The sequence below is a fragment of the Megasphaera elsdenii DSM 20460 genome (assembly GCF_003010495.1).
GTDB classification, from domain to species: Bacteria; Bacillota; Negativicutes; order Veillonellales; family Megasphaeraceae; genus Megasphaera; species Megasphaera elsdenii.
The window spans coordinates 2,328,242-2,347,833 of the sequence record NZ_CP027570.1 but is presented as its reverse complement, the minus strand read 5'-3'; the positions used below and the strand labels follow the sequence as shown (position 1 = coordinate 2,347,833).

Genomic DNA, 19,592 nt, shown 5'->3' with positions numbered 1-19,592 from the left:
CCTTGACATATGATTTACATATATTATATCAATTGTACAAATATTTTCAATATAGTAAAAGACGTGTTATACTAAGACCATAGAAAAGATACCTATCCGGAAAGGAATGATACACGATGAACGAAATTGTGACACCGAAACGGGATGCCCATTTCTTTTGGACCCTGTTCAAATCGACCTTTTTAATCAGTGCCTTCACCGTCGGCGGAGGCTTCGTCATTATTCCCCTGCTGAAAGGGAAATACGTCGATGAATACCATTGGATCGACGACAAGGATACCCTCGACATGGTAGCCATTGCCCAGTCCATGCCAGGCGTCATCGCCGTCAACAGTGCCGTCATCCTGGGCTATCGCATGGCTGGGGTCCTGGGGACGCTGGTCGCTCTGGTGGCTACGGTGCTGCCCTGTCTGATTACGCTGTCGATCATTTCATACTGCTATGATTTCTTTATCCAGAACTTATATATCAAGATGATCCTCCGCGGCATGCAGTGCGGGGCGACGGCGCTCATCGTCAACGTCGGCATCGACCTCCTCATCAAGCAGGGCAAGAAGAGATTGCTCCTGCCCCTGGCCATCATCGTGGCGACGTTCATTGCCAACTTGTGCTTCGATGTCAATATCATGGTGCTCATCATCATTGACGGCATCATCGGCTTCGCCTTCATGCGCGATAAGAAGTACGACTAAGGGGAGGGACTTATTATGATATATTTGTTGCTTTTTTGGGAATTCTGTAAAGTCGGGGCCTTCTGCGTCGGCGGCGGTTATGCTTCCATGCCGCTGATCCAGGCCAGTGTCGTCGATACCTTCCATTGGCTCTCTATGAGCGAATTTGTCGATATATTCACCATTTCTCAGATGACTCCGGGACCGATCGGCATCAATGCCGCTACCTTTGTCGGCACCAAGATCGCCGGGCTGGGCGGGGCTGTTGCAGCCACCCTGGGCTTCGTCACGCCGTCGTTCTTCTTGGGGATTATTTTAGCACGCGTCTTCCTCAAGTATGGCGACATCGGTCCAATCCGGGGCATCCTCAATGGCCTGCGGCCGGCAGTGGTCGCCCTCATCTGCGTCGCCAGCCTGAGCTTCATCCTCCTGGCCCTGTGGAATACGGAAACCCTGCCCGACGACTGGTCGGCCTTCAGTCTCGGCGGTCTGGCCATACTCATCCTGGCCATTGCAGCCACGCGCCGCAAGATCGGCGTCATCAAGGTCCTCATCGGGTCCGGCGTCTTAGGCCTGGTCTTAGGCATAGCCGGCCTCATCTAACTTCGATATATTGGGAATCCAGGCTCTGGAGGAAGCGGCTCGGCGCATAGCGCTGATTGCCGTTCCCTTCGTGCCAGATCAGATACAGCCTCTTTTTGGCCCGCGTAATGGCGACATAAAAGAGGCGTTTTTCTTCTTCTATATTCCCTTTCTTTACGGACCAGAAGGTCGGGAAGACCCGGTCTTCCAGATGGGCCAGGAAGACGTAATCGAATTCCAGGCCCTTGGCCTGATGGATGGTGATGATGGGAATTTTCGGGTCCTTGGCCAGCATGCTGTCCAGTTCGCTGTTGGACAGGGCGGTCAGCTTGAGAAATTCTGCCAGGGCGTCGCGCGGGTCCTGGCCCGGGTCGTCTGTTTCTTTGGCGATGCGGTAGAGCTTGCGGACATTTTCCAGCCTGTCGATGTGCTGGGCCGCATCGCTGGGGTCGCGATGGCTTTCGTACCAGGCCTTGACGCCGCCTTCGTTCATGACGGCGGCGATGAGGTCTATGGGCCGGTCCTGATAGGACTGTCGGCGGAAACGGGCTATGTCACGGCTGAACGGGGCGAAGAGAGGCAGGTAGATGGCCAGGGACGAACGGCGGGCCGTCGTAGCCGGGCGGATCTGTTTCGTTACGGCATAGCATAGGAGGCCGGCCGTGGCCAGGATGTCGTCGAAGGCGTCGTGCGATGGCTGATGGTCGATGGGGAAGGTTTCACTGAGCGTGGCCAGTTTGTGGTTGATGAGGTTGGGATAGAAGCGGCGGTAGATGTCCAGCGTGTCGTAATAGGGGAAATCGCCGCTTTCGCCCATGCCTAGGCGCTGGAGCTCGCTGTGCAGGATGGACAGGTCATACGTGACGTTGTGGCCGACGATGACGGCGTCTTTGGCAAAGTCCAGGAAGGCCGTCAGAGCCTGGCGCGGTTCCATCCCCTGGGCCTCCAGGGTTTCGTCGCTGATGTGGTGGACGTAGAAGGAAGCCCCGACAGGCCGGCTGGCACGGACATAGGTGTTGAAGGTGTCCGCGACCTGGCCCTGGGCATCGAGGCGGACGGCGGCAATCTGGATGATTTCATCCCTCGTCGTGTCGGTGCCGGTGCTTTCGACGTCGAAGACGACGATCCGGCCTTCATCCAGGGCTGATAGCAGGAGCCCGTAAGGGTCGCCCGTTTCCTGGGAAATGGGGTCGATGAAGTCGCAGAGCCGAAGGCCCAGGCGGCGGTAGGATTCGCTTTCGATGGTCTCTACGGTTCGCCGGCCGATGCGGGGGACGAAGCGCAATAAAATCCGCTTCAGGCTCAGGTTATCGTGCTTGTTCAGGAGCAGCCTCAGGTAGGCCAGGACGTCTTTACATTCCTGGCGCTTGAACAGGTGGAACTGGTCGATACAGGTCACGGGCAGCTGGTCTTCCGGCGGATAGTGCTGGTTGTGGGCGTTGATGCCCGTCCAGAGCTGCTGGGCCTGGCGGTTGCCACGGACGAGGACGCAGGCTTTCAGTCGTTCCTGCTGCGGCAGGCGCATCAGTTCCTGGAAGATCCAGCGGCTTTCGCCGATGAAGTTGTCCGCCTTATGGACGACGATGGGGTCACCGGGAACGGCGGCTGCGGCCTGGCCGGGCTGGGGATAGATGTGGTGGACCGTCACTTGGCCGAAGAGACGGTTCAGGCAGCCTTCGGCAGCTTTCAAGAGGAGCTGCGTAGCCCGGTAGTTGGTCGTAAAGGTGATTTCCCGGGGATGATAGGTCTTGCGGAATTGTTCCAGGATGTATTCCGGATAGGAGCCGCGCCATTCGTAAATGGTCTGGAAGTAATCGCCGCAGAGGAGGACGTTGCGGCCGGGGAAGAGGCGGCTGATGACGGCGTATTCGACTTCGCTCGTGTCCTGCATTTCATCGACGGCGATGAAGCGGAACCGGTCCCGCCAGCGCTGGCAGCAGGCTTTGTCTGTGAGGAAGTCATAGGCGCCGGTGATGAGGTCCGTGAAATCGACGGCGTGGTTGTCGGCCAGGACGGCATCGTATTGCCGGACGAGGTCGTCGCCGTGGTCATGGAGCCAGGCCTGGAGGGGTTCTTTCGGCGCCGTGAAATCGTGGAGGTCCGGGAGGACGCGCTGTTTCTTGGCAAATTCGATATAGTTCTGCAGGGCCTGGGTGTCATTGCCCGGTGCCGCCGCCGCCGCCGGGAGGTTGTCGATGAGCTGCCGGCAGTCTTCGTCATCGTAGAGGAGAAAATCATTATAACAGTCGCTCTGGCGCTTTGTTTCCTCTTTGATGAGGCTGTAACAGAAACTGTGGATCGTCTTGACGACGACGTCCAGGCCCTTTTCGTGGGCCGTAGCGACGATGCGTTCCTTCAGCTCCTTGCAGGCCCGGTTGGTGAAGGTCAGACAGAGTATCTGCGCGCCTTCAGCGGCCTTCGTTTCCAGGATATGGGCGACCCGGCAGGCCAGGACACGGGTCTTGCCCGTGCCGGCCGGGGCGTTGAGCAGGATGGGCTGCGACAGGTCGCGGACGACTTGCTGCTGCTGGTCATTTAATTCCATAATCTATCCCTCCGTGTGGGTAATCTCCTCCCATTGTACCATAGTCGGCGTTATCCGTGTACAAACTGTGAGGGAACGGGCAAATTTCATTGACAGCCTCGTAGGTTTTTGATAGAATCAAAGTGTGTTTGATAATCTTTCAATCAATAAGGAGATGCACTATGACAAGACGTTTATGGACAGGTTCTTTGCCGTTTGTAAACAGTCTCCGTGTGTCTAACTGAAAACCCAAAGGTGATACTGCGTCACTTTTGGGTTTTGTTTTTCTAAGGAGGGGTCTCTGTTGAAGGTCGGTTTGATCATGGGAAGCGATTCTGATTTTCCCGTTATGAAAAAAGCGATTGCTATTTTTAAAGAATTTGGTGTTGAATATGAAGTCTTGTTAGCGTCGGCCCACCGCACGCCGGCAGCTGTCCGGGAATTCGTTTCGACAGCCGAAGAACGGGGCATCAGTGCCTTTGTCGTCGGTGCCGGCATGGCCGCTCATCTGCCCGGTGTCGTTGCCAGCTATACGACGCTGCCCGTCATCGGTGTCCCCTTGGAAAGCGGCAGCCTCCAGGGCATGGATGCGCTGCTGGCCATCGTCCAGATGCCGTCGGGTATTCCCGTTGCCACCGTCGCCATCAACGGTGCCAAGAACGGAGCGCTCCTGGCTGTACAGATCGGCGCTGCCAGCGATGCCGGATTAGCTAAGAAATACAAGGCATACCGCGAAAACATGGCTAAAGAAGTCATGGAAAAGAACCAGAAATTGCAAGAAACCGTAAAGTCCCTCTAAGGGCATGTACAGACTATTTTTCGTTATAACAGGAGGTTTAATTCATGTTTTACGATCCGATTTGGGATAAGCAGCATGAAGAATGTGGTGTCTTAGGTATTTACGATAAACACCTCGATATTCCCCGCTATATCTACTGGGGGTTGTTCGCATTACAGCATCGTGGCCAGGAAAGCGGCGGCATCGCCCTGACTGACGGCCAGGATATCCATACGTTCCGCGGCATGGGCCTCATCAGCACGGTCTTCGCCAACGGCGTACCTGACGAAGAAGGCGGCCCTGTCGGTATCGGCCACGTCCGCTATTCGACGACAGGCTCCAATAATCCCCGCAACATCCAGCCCCTGGCCGTATACACGCCCATGGGACAGCTGGCCCTGGCGCACAACGGCAACCTGACCAATACGCGGGTCCTGCGGGAAGAACTGGACCGCGGCGGCGCGACGTTCCAGACGACCATGGACAGTGAAATCATCGTCAACCTCATCAGCCGCAGCCAGAAAGACACCATCGAAGAACGCATCATGGAAAGCATGAACCGCATCCAGGGGGCGTACTCGCTGGTACTCATGACGAAAGATACGCTCTACGGCGTCCGCGACCCCTACGGTTTCCGCCCGCTCTGCATCGGCCGTACCGATGAAGGCGGCTGGGTCCTGGCTTCGGAAACGTGTGCCCTCGACGCCATCGGTGCCAAGTTTGTCCGCGACGTACAGCCTGGCGAATTTGTCCAGATCAACGAAAAAGGCGTCAAATCGTCGATTTTTGCCAAGGCACCGCGCAAGCAGGTCTGTTCCTTCGAATACATTTACTTCGCCCGTCCGGACAGTGTCATCGACGGCCAGGATGTCTATCAGGCTCGCCTGAACATGGGCCGGGAAATGTGGAACGAAACGCAGTATGATGCGGATATCGTCATTTCCGTCCCGGACAGCGGCAACACGGCGGCCATCGGCTATGCCCAGGCTTCAGGCATCCCCTTCAAGCACGGCCTCATCAAGAACCGCTACATGGGCCGTACCTTCATCAAGCCGAACCAGAAACAGCGTGAACTGGCAGTCCGCATGAAATTGAACGTCGTCAAGTCCGTCGTCAAGGGCAAGCGGATCGTCATGGTCGACGACTCCATCGTCCGCGGCACGACGAGCGGCATCATCTGCAAGCTCCTGCGCGAAGCCGGCGCCAAGGAAGTCTACATGTGCGTATCGGCACCGCCTATCAAATACCCCTGCTTCTACGGTATCGACACGTCGGTCCGCAAGGAACTCATCGCTTCGACGTTCAGTGTCGAACAGATCCAGAAGTACATCGGCGTCGACAAACTCCATTTCATTTCCATCGATGGCCTTAACCGGGCTGTCGAACATATCCCCAAGGAAGATATGTGCTTAGCTTGCTTCAACAACGACTATCCTACGGAAACTCCGCAGGCCAATGAGGAAGGAGAAAAATATGCTCTCGAACACAAATAAAGGATTGACTTATGCTGATGCCGGTGTCGACATCGATGCTGGCAACAAAGCCGTAGAATTGATGAAAGATTCGGTCAAAGCCACGTACCGTCCGGAAGTCCTCGGCGACCTGGGCGGTTTCGGCGGTCTCTTTTCCCTGATGAACAGCGACATCAAGAAACCCATCCTGGTCAGCGGCACCGACGGTGTCGGCACCAAGCTGCGCCTGGCCATCATGATGGGCAAGCACGATACAGTCGGCCAGGACTGCGTCGCTATGTCCATCAATGATGTCCTCGTCCAGGGCGCAGAACCGCTCTTTTTCCTGGACTACATCGCTGTCGGCAAGCTCGACCCGGTACAGGTTGCAACTATCGTCAAAGGCGTTGCTAATGCCTGCCAGGAATCGGGCTGCGCTCTCCTCGGCGGCGAAACGGCTGAAATGGCCGGTTTCTATGCCAAAGACGACTATGACCTGGCTGGCTTCGGCGTCGGCATCGTCGACCGCGACAAGGTCATTACCGGTGAAAACATCAAAGCCGGCGACGTCCTCATCGGCCTGCCTTCGACTGGGGTCCACTCCAACGGCTTCTCCCTGGTCCGCAAGATCGTCCTCGAACGGCAGAACATGAAGCTCGACCAGTACGTCGACGAACTGGGCATGACCATCGGTGAATGCCTGCTCACGCCGACCCGTCTCTATCCGCGTCCGTGCCTGCCGATTATCAAGAACTTCACCGTCAAGGGCATGGTCCACATCACAGGCGGCGGCTTCTATGAAAACATCCCCCGCGTCCTGCCGAAAGGCGTCGGCGTCGACATCGACGTCACGTCGTGGCCGCAGCTGCCGATTTTCGGGCTCCTCCAGAAGTGGGGCAACGTCGATGCCAAGGAAATGTACCGTACCTTCAACATGGGCATCGGCATGATCATGATCGTCGATGAAAAAGACGCAGATGCCGTCCTCAAGAATCTGGCAGACCGCGATGAAAAGGCCTATGTCATCGGCAAAGTCGTCGATTCCGACGTACCCGTAACCTTGCGGGGAGGCGTATTCCATGACTAAGAAGAAAATGGTCATTTTCGCATCGGGCCGCGGCTCCAATGCCATCGCCCTCCACGATGCCGTCGAAGATGGCAAGATCAATGCGGAAATCAAGGCCCTGGTCTGCGATATCCCAGGCGCACCGGTCATGGACCGGGCTAAGGAATGGGGCGTACCGGTCATTCTGGCTGACCGCAAATCCTTCGACTCGAAAGAAGCTTTTGAAAAATACATCCTCGACGCCATCGAACCGTATCAGGCCGACGTCATCTGCCTGGCCGGCTTCATGCGCCTCTTGAGCGGTGATTTCATTTCCCATTATGAACACAAGATGCTCAATATCCATCCGGCCCTGTTGCCGTCGTTCCGAGGTCTTCACGCCCAGCGCCAGGCCGTCGAAGCCGGCGTCAAGATCGCTGGCTGCACGGTCCATTTCGTCGTACCCGACATGGACGCCGGCCCGATCATCTTGCAGTCGGCCGTACCGGTCTACGAAGACGATACGGAAGATACGCTGGCTGCCCGGATCCTCACCAAGGAACATCCGACCTACGTCAGAGCGGCAGCACTCTTTTGCGATGATAAATTGACTATCGACGGCAATGTCGTCAAAGGGACTCAGGAATAGGGAATAGGAGGAATTTTCCATGAAAGTAAAACGCGCACTCATTAGTGTATCTGATAAGACGGGCGTCGTCGAACTGGGCAAAGCCCTGGCAGACCTCGGCATCGAAATCATCTCCACCGGCGGCACCATGCGGACTCTGAAAGAAGCAGGCGTACCGGTCATCGCCGTTCAGGACGTCACGGGTTTCCCGGAAATGATGGACGGCCGCGTCAAGACGCTGAATCCGAAAATCCATGGCGCTATCCTGGCGGTCCGCGACAATCCGGAACACGTCAAGGCCATGAAAGAACACGACATCAAGCCGATCGACCTGGTCGTCGTCAACCTCTATCCGTTCCAGCAGACTATTGCCAAACCGGATGTCACCCTGGCAGAAGCCATTGAAAACATCGACATCGGCGGCCCCTGCATGGTCCGTGCTTCGGCCAAGAACAATAAATACGTTGCTATCGTCACCAATCCGGCTAAATACGGCGAAATCATTTCCATCCTCCAGAAGGACGGCGAATTTTCCGACCAGTACCGCCTGGAACTGGCTCAGGAAGCTTTCCATCATACGGCTGTCTATGATACGGCCATTGCCGCATACTTAGCGGAACAGGTTCAGAAGGGGGCTGCAAAATAATGAAGGTAGCAGTCATCGGCGGCGGCGGCCGCGAACATACTTTAGCCTGGAAACTGGCCCAGAGCCCGAGTGTCGATAAACTCTACGCCATCCCTGGCAGTGCCGCTATGAGTGAAGTCGCCCAGTGCGTCGACATCGCCTTGTCCGACCTGGACGCCATCACGGACTATGCCCAAAAAGAAGGCATCGACATGCTCGTCGTCGGCCCGGAAGTCCCCTTGACCGAAGGCCTTGCCGACCTGGCTCAGTCCAAGGGTCTGGCTGTCTTTGGCCCCAACAAGGCTGCTGCTCAGATGGAAGGGTCGAAGGTCTTCGCCAAGAACCTCATGAAGAAATACCATGTCCCGACGGCAGCCTACGCTTCCTTTACCGATGGCGATGCCGCCAAGGCCTATATTAAAGAACAGGGCGCACCCATCGTCGTCAAAGCCGACGGCCTGGCTGCCGGCAAAGGCGTCGTCGTCGCCCAGACGGAAGCAGAAGCCATCGAAGCGGTCAATGCCATGATGGAAGACCATATCTTCGGCGCTTCCGGCGGCCGCATCGTCATCGAAGAATGCATGGTCGGTGAAGAAGCGAGCCTCCTGGCTTTCGTCGACGGCAAGACCATCGTGCCCATGATTTCTGCTCAGGACCACAAGCGTATCTTCGATAACGACGAAGGCCCCAACACGGGCGGCATGGGAGCGTATGCTCCGGCACCGGTCGTTACGCCGGAAATCCGCAAGGAAGTCGAAGAAAAGATCTTGAAACCCGTCGTCGACGGCCTGAAGCAGGAAGGCATTACCTATCAGGGCTGCCTTTACGCCGGCCTCATGATTACGGCGGACGGCCCGAAAGTCGTCGAATTCAACTGCCGCTTCGGCGACCCTGAAACGCAGGCTGTTTTGCCGCTCCTCGACGGCGACCTGGCACAGATCATGTACGCCTGCGCCAAAGGCACGCTGACGGCTGACATGGTCCATTGGAAAGACGCTGCTGCCTGCTGCGTCATCATGGCTTCTGCCGGCTATCCCGCTTCGTCCCATAAGGGCGATGTCATCAGCGGCCTCGACGCTGTCGATAAAGAAGACGTCATGGTCTTCCATTCCGGCACGGCCAAGAAAGACGACCAGTACGTCACCAACGGCGGCCGCGTCCTCGGCGTCACGGCAGTAGCTCCGGACCTCAAGAGTGCTATCGAAAAGGCTTATGATAACGTCAAACGCATCCACTTCGACGGCCAGCAGGTCCGCAGCGACATCGGCGCCAAAGGATTGAAACACTTGAAATAGCGTGATTCCAACATCAAACTCAAAAAAGGCTGTCGCAGACAGCCTTTTTTACTACCACACGAAAGGAAGGTCGTTATGACACAGTTTATTACGCCGGCCGAAGCGGCGCGTCTCGTCGGCGATGATATGACCCTGGCTGTCAGCGGTCATGCCGGCTTCGGTACGCCTGATGGTTTATTCAAGGCTCTCCACGACCGCTATGCCGACGAAGGGCATCCCCGCAACGTGACCTTGGTCAAGATTGCCGGTACTGGCGACGGCGGCCAGCGCGGCGGTGACCGACTGGCTGCAGACGGCCTCATTGGGACAATCATTACCAGTCATTTTGGCATGGAAAAGAAATTATCCGATAAGGTCGCAGCTGACCAGTGCCTGGCCTATACGGTCCCGGCTGGGACGCTCCTGGAACTGTACCGGGCTATTGCCGCCGGCCGTAAGGGCGTCTGGACCGACATCGGCCTGCATACCCTGGCCGACCCGCGCCGGGACGGCAGCAAGGCCAATGAAAAGACCGTCCGCGAAGGGAAAGACATCGTCCGCTTGATGGAAATCGATGGCAGCGAATACCTGTATTATCCGGCCTTTCCCATCCAGGTCTGCTTCATCCGCGGCTCCCTGGCCGATGAAGACGGCAACATTTCCCTCCAGCGCGAAGCCATGATCGGTGAACAGCTGGAAGTGGCCGAAGCGACGCATAATTCCGGCGGCATCGTCGTCGTCCAGGTCGAAGACGTCGTGCCCCGGGGAAGCCTCGATTCGCGCCTCGTGAAGATTCACCATTTCCTCGTCGACTACGTCGTCGTACCGCGGCCGAAGTATCACGTCCAGAGCTTTTCGACCCATGGCTACCGGCCGGAACTGAGCGGCGAAGGGCGCAAGTCCATCCAGTCCCTGCCGCCCCATCCCCTGGACAACCGCAAGATCTGTGCCCGCCGGGCCGCCATGGAACTGAAGAAGGGCGATGTCATGAACCTGGGAATCGGTATCCCGGAAATCATCGGTTCTGTCGCCGCCGAAGAAGGCTTCGGGCCGAGCTTGACCCTGGCTGCCGATTCGGGCATCATCGGTGGCATCCCCTTGTCGGGCCTCGATATGGGAGCGGCTGTCAATGCCGAAGCCGAGCTGAAGATGGCCGACATGTTCGACATCTGCCACGGCGGCGGCCTCGACCTCTGCGCCCTGGGCCTGGCGGAAATCGACGCCATGGGCAATGTCAATGTCTCGAAATTCCACGGCCGCGTCACCGGACCAGGAGGCTTCATCGATCTGGCCCAGCCTACGAAGAAACTCATCCTCATGGGGACCTTTACGGCCGGCGGCCTGCGGGAACACTGCGAAGACGGGCGCCTGGTCATCGACCATGAAGGGAAATACCAGAAGTTCAAGACGGACATCGAACAGGTCACTTTTTCCGGCTCTTATGCGGCCAGTCATGACCAGCACGTCCTGGTCGTCACTGAACGGGCCGTCTTCCGCCTGACACAGCAGGGCCTGATGCTGACGGAAATCGCCCCGGGCATGGACCTGGAACGGGACATCCTGGGCCAGATGGAATTTCGCCCGCTCATCGCCGACGACCTGCGACTCATGGACAGCCGCATCTTCCAGCCCAATCCCATGGGGATAACGTAAGGGCGACCCAAAGGGCGCCCGCCTGAATCCGCTATGTTTTATATAATTTGATTATATGGGAGGTTTTCATGGAATACCGTATAGAAAGAGATTCGATGGGGGAAATCAAAGTCCCAGCTGATAAACTCTGGGGCGCCCAGACACAGCGCAGTTTCGAGAATTTTAAGATTGGCACGGAAAAGATTCCCGCCGAAATGGTCACCGTCTTTGCTTACCTGAAAAAAGCTGCTGCTTTGACCAACAAAGAATTGGGCGTCGTCGACGGCGACCGGGCCGATGCCATTATCCAGGCCTGCGATGACATTCTGGCCGGCAAACTCGATGGCAATTTCCCCCTGGCCGTATGGATGACCGGCAGCGGCACGCAGTTCAACATGAACGTCAACGAAGTCGTCGCCAACCGGGCCAAACAAATCTTAAAAGCCCAGGGCAAGGACTTGAATGTCCATCCCAATGACCACGTCAATCATTCCCAGAGCTCGAACGATACCTTCCCGACAGGCCTGCATATGGTCGGCGTCCTGCTCATCGAACAGAAACTGTTCCCTGCCATGGAAGCCCTCTACCAGGCACTCCGGGCCAAACAGGAAGCCTTCAAGGACATCGTCAAAATCGGCCGGACCCACTTGCAGGACGCGACGCCCTTGACGCTGGGCCAGGAATTCAGCGGCTGGGCCCGCATGATTCAGCGCGACAAGGAAATGCTCACGCAGGGCGTCGATTTTCTGCGCGACCTGGCTATGGGCGGCACGGCTGTCGGCACGGGCATCAACTGCCCGAAGGGCTACGACGTCCGCTTTGCAGAAATCGTCAGTGAACTGACGGGCACGACGTTCCGCACGGCACCGAATAAATTCCAGTCCCTGACCAGTAAAGATGAACTCGTCGTCGTCCACGGCATGCTCAAGGCCCTGGCCTGCGACCTGATGAAAATCGCCAACGACGTCCGCTGGCTCTCGTCGGGACCGCGTTGCGGCATCGGCGAAATCCGCATCCCTGAAAACGAACCGGGCAGCTCCATCATGCCGAGCAAAGTCAACCCGACGCAGTGCGAAGCCGTCACCATGGTCGCCGTCCAGGTCATGGGCAACGATGCCACCTTGGGCATCGCCGCCAGCCAGGGCAATTTCGAATTGAACGTCTTCATGCCCGTCATCGCCTACAACCTGACCCAGTCCATCCGCCTTCTGACGGACTGCATGGATTCCTTCCGCAAGCACTGCGTCGTCGGCATCGAACCGAATCAGGAACGGATCACGACTAACCTCTACAACTCGCTGATCCTGGTCACGGGCCTGGTGCCTCTCGTCGGTTATGACAAGGCCTGCACCATTGCCAAACAGGCAGCCAAAGAAGGGCTGACCCTGAAAGAGTCAGCCCTGAAGACGGGGTGGGTCACGGCAGAGCAGTTCGACAAAGCCATGGATCCGGCTAAATTGGCAGGTTTGAAATAAGCCTTACTTATCTTTTTCGATGTTATCTTTCCAGGAGTCGTCGTCTTGCTGCTGAACGGCACTGCGCGTGTAGGCGGCAATGGCGGCGAAGTTCTTCTGGACGCCCGTCGAAGTATTGCGATACTTGACGGCATGGTCGGCATCGATACCCAGGTTCTGGGCTTCCGAAGCGGCGTCGATATTGGCGCCGAGGAAAATGAAGTCCCAGCCCTGGGCTTTTTTATCGGAAATCATTTTCTGGATCGTCGCCTTAGAGTATTCCGTACTGGCGTTTTCCAAGCCATCCGTGATGATGACGAAGATGACCTTGTGGTCCTTGTCGGAAATGCCCGGCGTGTCTGATATCTTGGCAATCGTGTTGCCTACGGCATCGAGGAGCGCCGTCGAGCCGCCGACGCGGTAATCCTTGGTCGTCATGTCCGACAGGCTGTTGATGTTGCTGCGGTCCGTCAGGATATCGACTTTATTGTTGAACAGGACCGTTGTGACCTTGGTATCGACGTCGAGGTCTTTTTCTTTGGCAATCATGGCGTTGTAGCCGCCGATAGTATCGCTTTCCAGGCCATACATGGAGCCGCTCTTATCGAGGACCAGGACCAGGTCGAGATGTTTGATCGTCGACGGCAGGGACTGTGTTTCAGCCTGGCGGGCCTTGTCGGTCATGGTCGTCGTGTCGGCCGCGACAGCCGCGCCGCAGCAGAGCAGGGCGCTGAGGGTAAATATGAGTAATTTTTTGAACATGGCAGATGCCTCCTTAAAAATGGACGAATGACGTTTCTTTTATTGTATCATAAAAGTTGTTACAAAGAATACGCAGTCTGTTCACAAATCTTTATGATTCCTTTAACTTTTGCCTAATCTTTCGTTAGAAATGACCGTTATACTGGCCTTATCAATTAGGACAAGAGGAGGAGTCACCATGTATTTCCTGGACCATTACCGCACCCGTATTTCCCAAGTCATTGGGCTTCTGTTTTTATTTTTATTCATGTTCTCGCAAAAGGAATTGGATGTCACGGCCCCGTATATCTCGGGCATCTTATTCCTCGTGGGCTGTCTCTGCGTCGGCGCCGCCATGGCAGGCCGCATGTGGTGCGCCCAGTATATTGCCGGCTATAAGAATGACGTCCTGGTCCGCGAAGGGCCGTACTCGGTCTGCCGGAATCCGTTGTATTTCTTCAGCTTCCTCGGCGGCATCGGCGTCGGTCTGTGCACGGAATCGCTGACCCTGACGGTGCTGCTGGTCCTCCTCTTCGCCGTCATGTACATCCCGGTCATCCATACGGAAGAAGCCCGGCTGCACCGCCTCTTCGGGGAACCGTACAGCGCCTACATCCGGGAAGTGCCTCGGTTTTTCCCGAAATGGTCGCTCTACCATGAACCTAAGGAATATACAGTCAAACCGAAAGTTTTCCGCCACGCTGCCGGCGACGTCCTCTGGTTCGTCCTGGCCGTCGGCATCCTGGAATGTATCGAAGCCATACAGGAATCAGGCCTGTTGCCGCAGCTCCTGTCGCTTTATTAAATAAATATAACAAAAATAAAAAATCATTGTCAGCTTGCCCTTTTTCCGCTATGATGAATAGGGACTCGCACGACGGTTTCTGCCATCATGCGAGTCCCTATTTTTTTATAATTTATTTTTTACACCACAGATAGGAGTGGAAAACATGGGCATCATCAAGGAATTCAAAGAATTTGCCATGCGTGGGAACGTGCTGGACATGGCAGTCGGTGTCGTCGTCGGCGGAGCTTTTGGGAAAATCGTCACGTCACTGGTCAACAACATTATTATGCCCCCATTTGGGGTCCTCCTCGGCGGGATTGATTTTTCGGACTTCTTCATCCCTTTGAGCACAGAACACGTCGATTCCCTGGCCGAAGCGAAAGCCACCGGGATCCCTGTCATTGCGTACGGTTCCTTTCTCAACACGGTCATTGAGTTCCTGATTATCGCCTTTGCCATCTTCATGGTCCTCAAACAGCTGAACCGCTTCCTGCCCAAACCGGAACCGGCTCCAGAACCGCGGCTCTGCCCGTTCTGCCGCCAGCCCATCGCGGACGATGCAACCCGCTGCCCGCACTGCACTAGCGAACTGCCTGCTGCCGAAACGGCTCATTGATTGCAGACCGATGTTATTTTGCAGTTTGTAGGGGCTCGCACGTGGCGAGCCCGTCTCAGAATATGGAGGATTTTTCTAGCAAAGTGGTTGGTAAATCGTACATGTCCTGGAGTGGGCGCCCCTCGTAAGGGGCGCCCTGTTGACTTTTCTACTTCTTGCGATATAATAAGGAATATAGTTGGAATTAAAACTAATTAAAAGGGGAATCGCCATGGACGAAGAAGCGTTGCATATTTTACTGTTGTTAGGGTTTCACCGGTCGAACCGGGAAATCGGCCGCCGCATCAAGCGGGAAGGGCTCATGCCCGGTCAGCCTAAGATACTGGAATATCTGTGGTTCCATGACGGCGCCAGCCAAAAGGATATCAGCCGCGAGTGCATCATCGACAAGTCGACGGTGACCAGCCTGCTGAAACGCATGGAAAAGCTGGATCTCATCCGCAAGGAAACGCGGCCTGACGACCAGCGGGGCATCAATATTTACCTGACCGACAAGGGCTGGGAAAAGGCCAAGGAAATCCGCAAGGTCATCTACGCCACGGACGATGCCATGTGGCAGGGGATTCCCGAAGAAGAAAAGCAGCAGTTCATGCGGACCTTTCATAAAATCATTGCCAATCAGAAGAAGTGGGGGGACTAAAACATGCGTCAGATGCATTATAAACGAATCCGGATTCCTGTTTTTATCCTCAGTATTTTGACGACGGCTTTCGGTATCGACTTGATTACGGCCGCCAGCCTGGGGACGTCGCCGATTTCCAGCGTGCCCCTGGTCCTCAGCTTCTATTTTCCCTGGACTTTTGGACAGCTGACCTTTGTCATGAACATGGCCTTCATCGTCCTACAGTTCCTGCTCCTGCGCCGCAATTTCAGGCCCTTGGAAATCCTTCAGGTCGGCATCAACGTCATCTTCAGTTATGCCCTCGACCTCTATATGCCGCTCTTAGCGGGACTCCAGCACTTGTCGTTACCGCTGCAGGTACTGTTCCTCGTCCTGGGCTGTGCTGTTCTGGGTTTCGGCATCTGCATCGAAACGGCGTCGCAGGTCTTGATGGTGCCCGGTGACGGTGCCGTCAAAGCCATCGCGCAGGTCGGCAAGTGGCGCATGGGCTCGACGAAAGTGGCCTTTGATACGACGATGGTCACGCTGGCTGTCATCCTTTCTTTCCTCTATGGCGGACTGGGGACCCTGTCGGGCCTCGGCATCGGCACCGTCATTTCGGCCATGCTCGTCGGCCGCTTCGTCAATTTCTTCAACCGTCACGTCTTCTTCATCGAACGCCTGGCACGCCTGTCTTTGGCCGATGAAAACAGGGGAGCTGCGCCGGCAGCCGTAGCGGAGAACCGTTAGGAAGTAATCCCGCATGTGGGGGATGGTAGACTTGTATTGCCGTAGGGGACGCCATAATCGGCGTCCCGCTGCGAATCCTGTAAATCCAACAGCTGGAAACGGGGAAGACGCTGTTTGGTTGGTATGAAGATTGAATGTCGCGTTCAATGATCGGCCACGACAAAATCTTAGGGACCCTGTTGCAGCAAATGGCCGGTTCCTGGGCTCCCATAAGCCTTCAAATCCTCTTGGCTGCCGCCGTCATCGCTATCGGACTGTGGATGAGCCGGAAACGCGTCGTGCAGTAACCAAAAGGCACTGTCGCCTCTCTGCAAACTACACGCTTTGTGCTACAAATTACAAAGGAAAAGTGACTACGCATGATGACCTATGCTACATGCTGCATGAAAGGAAAAAGGCTATCAGGTCCTGCTCAAGCTGATGCCCAATCGGTAACCGCGGCCTGTCGGGATTAAAGAAAATCCTCCTAGGCAGCGTCAGCAACTACGTCCTTCTGCGCAGCCAGGTCCCGATTCTGATTATGATTATGAAGTAATGGAAGGGCTCATGCCGGGACAGCCTAAGACTCTGGAATACTTGTGGTTCCATGATAGCGCCAGTCAGAAGGATATCAGCCGCGAATGCATCATCGATAAATCGACGGTGACTAGCCTGCTGAAGTGCATGGAAAAACTAGACCTCATCCGCAAGGAGACACGGCCTGAAGATTAGCGGGGCGTAGCCATTTTTCTGATCGACAAGGGTTGGGATAAGACCAAGCGGATCCGCCAGGTCCAGCCAGCAGAGTTGTTACAGCCCCATTTTTTTTAGCAAAAGAGGCCCCGAAGGGCCTCTTTGCTGGTATAATTATTGTATGCAAAACAAAAGAAAGCCTCCTGGGGGCAGGAGCTTGCGGTGCTAGTGGAGATGACCCAGAACTGCAGCGCCGAGAATGCAAGGATTGTCCAAGACCAAGGGGAGTACCAGAAACGCTACAACGGCTTGGTGGAGCGGTACGAGAAAGCCAAGGCACGGTTCGACGAGGTGACGGAGGCTATCGCAGAGCGGTCAGCCAAGGGCGAGCGGTTGCGACGCGAAGCTAGTCCCTTTAGGGAGCGGGGTTCATCAGGACGCTTGAGGCGCAAGGGGAGCCTGTGGCGGAGTTCGACGAGCGGCTGTGGGGCGCGATGGTGGATTATGTGACGGTGGGCGTGGATGGTGGCATGACGGTGGTGTTCCGGGATGGGACACGGAGGTTGAGGAATGATATCAATGTCAATCGGTTTCTATGCCATATATGCTTTTAGCATTCGTTGAACCGCCGCTTCTATATCCATTTTCCCCTCGCTGAGACACCACTCGAAGATACAGCCCTTTACAATCGTGCAGATATCCGCGCTCATTTGGTGGATATCTGCATTTTTTTGTATGCAGCCTTCTGCCTGTGCCTTGACAAACTCCTGCTCGCATCTGGCCATGACCGTTCCAGCGGCAAACTTCCCGTCTTTTTCTCCCATATAGGTGTGGAGTGCCTGATTGTCCGGCGTGTAAAAACTACGCATAAAAGCTATGCCAAGGTTCATGTACTGCCGGATAAGGAGCATATATAATTCTGCTATGCGTCCTGCAATATCGGAGGGTGGAGCCGTAAGCTCGACTGTCTCGAAGGAGATCCCTCGCACAAAGTGCATCATCAGGTCATCCTTATTACGGAAGTGATAATAAAATGTTCCCGTGGCAATATCCGCTTTCTCGCAGACACGTCGCACCGTGATACAGTCCGCGCCTTGTTCCTCGATAAGGGCTATGGCCGCAGCTATGATTTTTTCCTTATTTTCTTCGGGATTGTCCTTTTTAGGAGGACGACCACATTTTTTCATCTTCATGGTGCGGCGGAGACTCGTGACTTTAGTCATGAGAGGAGCCGCACCTCCCCTCCTTTCAATAATCAATAATAGACTTTTAGCAAAAAAATTATGATATAATAATTTTAATGAAGTAGTATAAATTTTAGAAAGGCAGGTGAAAAAATGTCTAACCTAACTAAAACAATAAAACTTCGTATACATGTTACTCCCGAACAAGAGACGCTGTTCCGTCAGATGACTGAACAATACCGTCAGGCTTGTAACTTCGTGTCGCAGTACATCTTCGACCACCGATTTAACATGACCTACCAAAGTCTCAACAGAGAGCTGTACAGTGACCTGCGCAGCCAGTTCGGTCTGAAATCGCAGCTGGCCCAGTCTTCTATCAAGACGACGATTGCCAGATATAAAACGGTAAAACAACAGCTCTTCCAAAATCCCTACAGATATAAGGATAAGAATGGCAACTGGCAACGCATTACCAAAACTTTGGAATGGCTCTGGAAGCCAGTATTCTTCAGCCGCCCACAAGCGGACTTGGTTCGCAATCGTGATTATAGCTTCGTTGATAGCGGACAGGTTCTGTCTATCAATACACTCGGAAAAAGAACCAAATGCACTTTTGAGGGTGAACATTTCGCTGAATACCTCGATGGTTCCTATGACCTTGGAACAGGAAAACTGGTCGAACTCAAAGGTTTATGGTATCTCCATATTCCCGTAACCCAAGCTGTCGAAGATTTTCAGAAAGAAAACGTCCGTCACGTTGTCGGTATTGACCGCGGATTACGTTTTCTTACTGTTAGTTACGACGAACAGGGCAAAACCGAATTCGTCTCTGGTAAGAAGATGGCTACTAAACGCCATAAATTTCAGGAAGTCCGCCGCCAGCTCCAGTCTAAGGGTACAAAATCAGCAAAGCGTAGACTCAAAGCCATTTCAGGACGAGAGAACCGTTGGATGTCTGATGTAAACCATCGGATTTCTAAGACACTCGTTGAAAAATACGGCAAAGATACGCTATTTGTGCTTGAAGATCTGACCGGTGTTAGCTTCGAAGAGTCCAATCTTTCAAAAACTGCTAAACAAAATTACGACCTGCGCAGCTGGGCATTCTATCAGTTGGAGCAATTCCTGACTTATAAAGCTCATGAAAATCGTTCCGAAGTTCTGAAGGTATCTGCTAAGTATACCTCTCAACGTTGTCCCAAATGCGGTACTATCCACAAGGAAAACCGTGACCATCACAGGCACTTATATAGCTGTCAGTGCGGTTACAAATCCAACGATGACCGTATTGGTGCCATGAATATTCAGCTCCTCGGAACTATGTGGATTTCCGGAGATAACCATCCTCGTTACGAAAGAATAACAACTGCTTCGGAGTAAACTCCTTAGCAAAGCGGGTGTTGTCAGCCACCCGATGATGTAGGCGGATATAGGGAGACGTCTTTTGATGCCGTTAGTACCTATGTAGTTCCGACTTACAAGCTCCCGACTTTAGTCGGGAGTAGTTGACGTCGCTTACCTTCTTCAAAATTATTTTTAGAACGCGCTCTATTTCTATTGACATTATATACTGCCCT

At 54.8% G+C, this 19,592-nt stretch carries 21 protein-coding genes; 18 read left to right on the top strand and 3 right to left on the bottom strand.

The genetic code is table 11. The annotated features are described in order from the left end of the window. The first annotated feature begins 116 nt into the window (after nucleotides 1-116). Together C6362_RS11125 and C6362_RS11120 are read left to right on the top strand one after the other, a co-directional pair. Nucleotides 117-692, top strand: a complete 576-nt coding sequence (locus C6362_RS11125) for a chromate transporter (RefSeq protein WP_014016568.1) — start codon at nucleotides 117-119, stop codon at nucleotides 690-692. A 15-nt stretch (nucleotides 693-707) separates the two neighbouring features. Continuing rightward, nucleotides 708-1,274 carry a chromate transporter gene (locus C6362_RS11120; protein WP_014016569.1) on the top strand — a complete coding sequence of 189 codons (567 nt, stop codon included), beginning with the start codon at nucleotides 708-710 and terminating at the stop codon, nucleotides 1,272-1,274. Here C6362_RS11120 and C6362_RS11115 read toward each other — a convergent pair. Next, nucleotides 1,267-3,798, bottom strand: a complete 2,532-nt coding sequence (locus tag C6362_RS11115; RefSeq protein ID WP_014016570.1) for a 3'-5' exonuclease — start codon at nucleotides 3,796-3,798, stop codon at nucleotides 1,267-1,269. The genes C6362_RS11120 and C6362_RS11115 overlap by 8 nt on opposite strands. Nucleotides 3,799-4,081: 283 nt before the next feature. Here C6362_RS11115 and purE point away from each other — a divergent pair, with 283 nt between their 5' ends. The 8 genes from purE to fumC all read left to right on the top strand — a co-directional run bounded on the left by purE (nucleotide 4,082) and on the right by fumC (nucleotide 12,685). Further along, entirely contained in the window at nucleotides 4,082-4,576 is a 495-nt protein-coding gene (gene purE, locus C6362_RS11110; protein WP_014016571.1) for a 5-(carboxyamino)imidazole ribonucleotide mutase, read from the top strand. Between the two features lie 44 nt (nucleotides 4,577-4,620). After that, nucleotides 4,621-6,048: an amidophosphoribosyltransferase gene (gene purF / locus C6362_RS11105; RefSeq protein ID WP_014016572.1), complete on the top strand. Its 1,428-nt coding sequence runs from the start codon at nucleotides 4,621-4,623 to the stop codon at nucleotides 6,046-6,048. Beyond that, nucleotides 6,029-7,093 (top strand): phosphoribosylformylglycinamidine cyclo-ligase, encoded by a 1,065-nt coding sequence (gene purM / locus C6362_RS11100; RefSeq protein ID WP_014016573.1) that lies wholly within the window; start codon nucleotides 6,029-6,031, stop codon nucleotides 7,091-7,093. Before purF ends, purM begins: the two co-directional genes overlap by 20 nt. Beyond that, on the top strand, nucleotides 7,086-7,700 hold the full coding sequence (gene purN / locus C6362_RS11095; protein WP_014016574.1) for a phosphoribosylglycinamide formyltransferase: 615 nt from the start codon (nucleotides 7,086-7,088) through the stop codon (nucleotides 7,698-7,700). Before purM ends, purN begins: the two co-directional genes overlap by 8 nt. A 19-nt stretch (nucleotides 7,701-7,719) precedes the next feature. Beyond that, complete coding sequence (locus tag C6362_RS11090) at nucleotides 7,720-8,325, top strand: IMP cyclohydrolase (protein WP_014016575.1); 606 nt, start codon at nucleotides 7,720-7,722, stop codon at nucleotides 8,323-8,325. Next, entirely contained in the window at nucleotides 8,325-9,599 is a 1,275-nt protein-coding gene (purD, locus tag C6362_RS11085; RefSeq protein ID WP_014016576.1) for a phosphoribosylamine--glycine ligase, read from the top strand. The genes C6362_RS11090 and purD overlap by 1 nt, the downstream gene beginning before the upstream one ends. Nucleotides 9,600-9,674: 75 nt before the next feature. Then, nucleotides 9,675-11,231 (top strand): acyl CoA:acetate/3-ketoacid CoA transferase, encoded by a 1,557-nt coding sequence (locus C6362_RS11080; RefSeq protein WP_014016577.1) that lies wholly within the window; start codon nucleotides 9,675-9,677, stop codon nucleotides 11,229-11,231. A 68-nt stretch (nucleotides 11,232-11,299) separates the two neighbouring features. Beyond that, a complete protein-coding gene (gene fumC, locus C6362_RS11075; protein ID WP_014016578.1) occupies nucleotides 11,300-12,685 on the top strand; it encodes a class II fumarate hydratase in 1,386 nt (461 codons plus the stop codon). 3 nt (nucleotides 12,686-12,688) lie between these two features. On the opposite strand, the gene C6362_RS11070 is transcribed toward fumC, so the two are convergent. Next, nucleotides 12,689-13,426, bottom strand: coding sequence for a vWA domain-containing protein (locus tag C6362_RS11070; RefSeq protein WP_014016579.1), 738 nt, complete (start codon nucleotides 13,424-13,426; stop codon nucleotides 12,689-12,691). Nucleotides 13,427-13,604: 178 nt separating this feature from the next. On the opposite strand from C6362_RS11070, the gene C6362_RS11065 reads away from it, so the two are divergent. From C6362_RS11065 to C6362_RS12240, 7 genes are all read left to right on the top strand, one after another. Then, nucleotides 13,605-14,210: a methyltransferase family protein gene (locus tag C6362_RS11065; protein ID WP_014016580.1), complete on the top strand. Its 606-nt coding sequence runs from the start codon at nucleotides 13,605-13,607 to the stop codon at nucleotides 14,208-14,210. A 145-nt stretch (nucleotides 14,211-14,355) separates the two neighbouring features. Then, complete coding sequence (gene mscL / locus C6362_RS11060) at nucleotides 14,356-14,808, top strand: large conductance mechanosensitive channel protein MscL (protein WP_014016581.1); 453 nt, start codon at nucleotides 14,356-14,358, stop codon at nucleotides 14,806-14,808. Nucleotides 14,809-15,019: 211 nt separating this feature from the next. Continuing rightward, on the top strand, nucleotides 15,020-15,448 hold the full coding sequence (locus C6362_RS11055) for a MarR family winged helix-turn-helix transcriptional regulator (protein ID WP_014016582.1): 429 nt from the start codon (nucleotides 15,020-15,022) through the stop codon (nucleotides 15,446-15,448). Between the two features lie 3 nt (nucleotides 15,449-15,451). Next, complete coding sequence (locus tag C6362_RS11050) at nucleotides 15,452-16,159, top strand: YczE/YyaS/YitT family protein (RefSeq protein WP_014016583.1); 708 nt, start codon at nucleotides 15,452-15,454, stop codon at nucleotides 16,157-16,159. Nucleotides 16,160-16,293: 134 nt separating this feature from the next. After that, complete coding sequence (locus C6362_RS11860; RefSeq protein WP_230579052.1) at nucleotides 16,294-16,446, top strand: hypothetical protein; 153 nt, start codon at nucleotides 16,294-16,296, stop codon at nucleotides 16,444-16,446. A 140-nt stretch (nucleotides 16,447-16,586) separates the two neighbouring features. Further along, nucleotides 16,587-16,694 (top strand): universal stress protein, encoded by a 108-nt coding sequence (locus C6362_RS12345; protein WP_071821866.1) that lies wholly within the window; start codon nucleotides 16,587-16,589, stop codon nucleotides 16,692-16,694. Then, nucleotides 16,694-16,870, top strand: coding sequence for a MarR family winged helix-turn-helix transcriptional regulator (locus C6362_RS12240; protein ID WP_230579053.1), 177 nt, complete (start codon nucleotides 16,694-16,696; stop codon nucleotides 16,868-16,870). The genes C6362_RS12345 and C6362_RS12240 overlap by 1 nt, the downstream gene beginning before the upstream one ends. Nucleotides 16,871-17,424: 554 nt before the next feature. On the opposite strand, the gene C6362_RS11030 is transcribed toward C6362_RS12240, so the two are convergent. Next, nucleotides 17,425-18,054, bottom strand: a complete 630-nt coding sequence (locus C6362_RS11030) for a TetR/AcrR family transcriptional regulator (protein ID WP_014016585.1) — start codon at nucleotides 18,052-18,054, stop codon at nucleotides 17,425-17,427. Nucleotides 18,055-18,168: 114 nt separating this feature from the next. Between C6362_RS11030 and C6362_RS11025 the strand changes: the two genes are divergently transcribed. After that, nucleotides 18,169-19,395 (top strand): RNA-guided endonuclease TnpB family protein, encoded by a 1,227-nt coding sequence (locus tag C6362_RS11025; RefSeq protein ID WP_106699306.1) that lies wholly within the window; start codon nucleotides 18,169-18,171, stop codon nucleotides 19,393-19,395. Nucleotides 19,396-19,592 lie beyond the last annotated feature (197 nt).

Coding starts and splice junctions, on each gene's coding strand:
- C6362_RS11125 (WP_014016568.1), top strand. CDS start 117: ATGAACGAAATTGTGACACCGAAACGGGATGCCCATTTCTTTTGGACC.
- C6362_RS11120 (WP_014016569.1), top strand. CDS start 708: ATGATATATTTGTTGCTTTTTTGGGAATTCTGTAAAGTCGGGGCCTTC.
- C6362_RS11115 (WP_014016570.1), bottom strand. CDS start 3,798: ATGGAATTAAATGACCAGCAGCAGCAAGTCGTCCGCGACCTGTCGCAG.
- purF (WP_014016572.1), top strand. CDS start 4,621: ATGTTTTACGATCCGATTTGGGATAAGCAGCATGAAGAATGTGGTGTC.
- purM (WP_014016573.1), top strand. CDS start 6,029: ATGCTCTCGAACACAAATAAAGGATTGACTTATGCTGATGCCGGTGTC.
- purN (WP_014016574.1), top strand. CDS start 7,086: ATGACTAAGAAGAAAATGGTCATTTTCGCATCGGGCCGCGGCTCCAAT.
- C6362_RS11090 (WP_014016575.1), top strand. CDS start 7,720: ATGAAAGTAAAACGCGCACTCATTAGTGTATCTGATAAGACGGGCGTC.
- purD (WP_014016576.1), top strand. CDS start 8,325: ATGAAGGTAGCAGTCATCGGCGGCGGCGGCCGCGAACATACTTTAGCC.
- C6362_RS11080 (WP_014016577.1), top strand. CDS start 9,675: ATGACACAGTTTATTACGCCGGCCGAAGCGGCGCGTCTCGTCGGCGAT.
- fumC (WP_014016578.1), top strand. CDS start 11,300: ATGGAATACCGTATAGAAAGAGATTCGATGGGGGAAATCAAAGTCCCA.
- C6362_RS11070 (WP_014016579.1), bottom strand. CDS start 13,426: ATGTTCAAAAAATTACTCATATTTACCCTCAGCGCCCTGCTCTGCTGC.
- C6362_RS11065 (WP_014016580.1), top strand. CDS start 13,605: ATGTATTTCCTGGACCATTACCGCACCCGTATTTCCCAAGTCATTGGG.
- mscL (WP_014016581.1), top strand. CDS start 14,356: ATGGGCATCATCAAGGAATTCAAAGAATTTGCCATGCGTGGGAACGTG.
- C6362_RS11055 (WP_014016582.1), top strand. CDS start 15,020: ATGGACGAAGAAGCGTTGCATATTTTACTGTTGTTAGGGTTTCACCGG.
- C6362_RS11050 (WP_014016583.1), top strand. CDS start 15,452: ATGCGTCAGATGCATTATAAACGAATCCGGATTCCTGTTTTTATCCTC.
- C6362_RS11860 (WP_230579052.1), top strand. CDS start 16,294: ATGTCGCGTTCAATGATCGGCCACGACAAAATCTTAGGGACCCTGTTG.
- C6362_RS12240 (WP_230579053.1), top strand. CDS start 16,694: ATGGAAGGGCTCATGCCGGGACAGCCTAAGACTCTGGAATACTTGTGG.
- C6362_RS11030 (WP_014016585.1), bottom strand. CDS start 18,054: ATGACTAAAGTCACGAGTCTCCGCCGCACCATGAAGATGAAAAAATGT.
- C6362_RS11025 (WP_106699306.1), top strand. CDS start 18,169: ATGTCTAACCTAACTAAAACAATAAAACTTCGTATACATGTTACTCCC.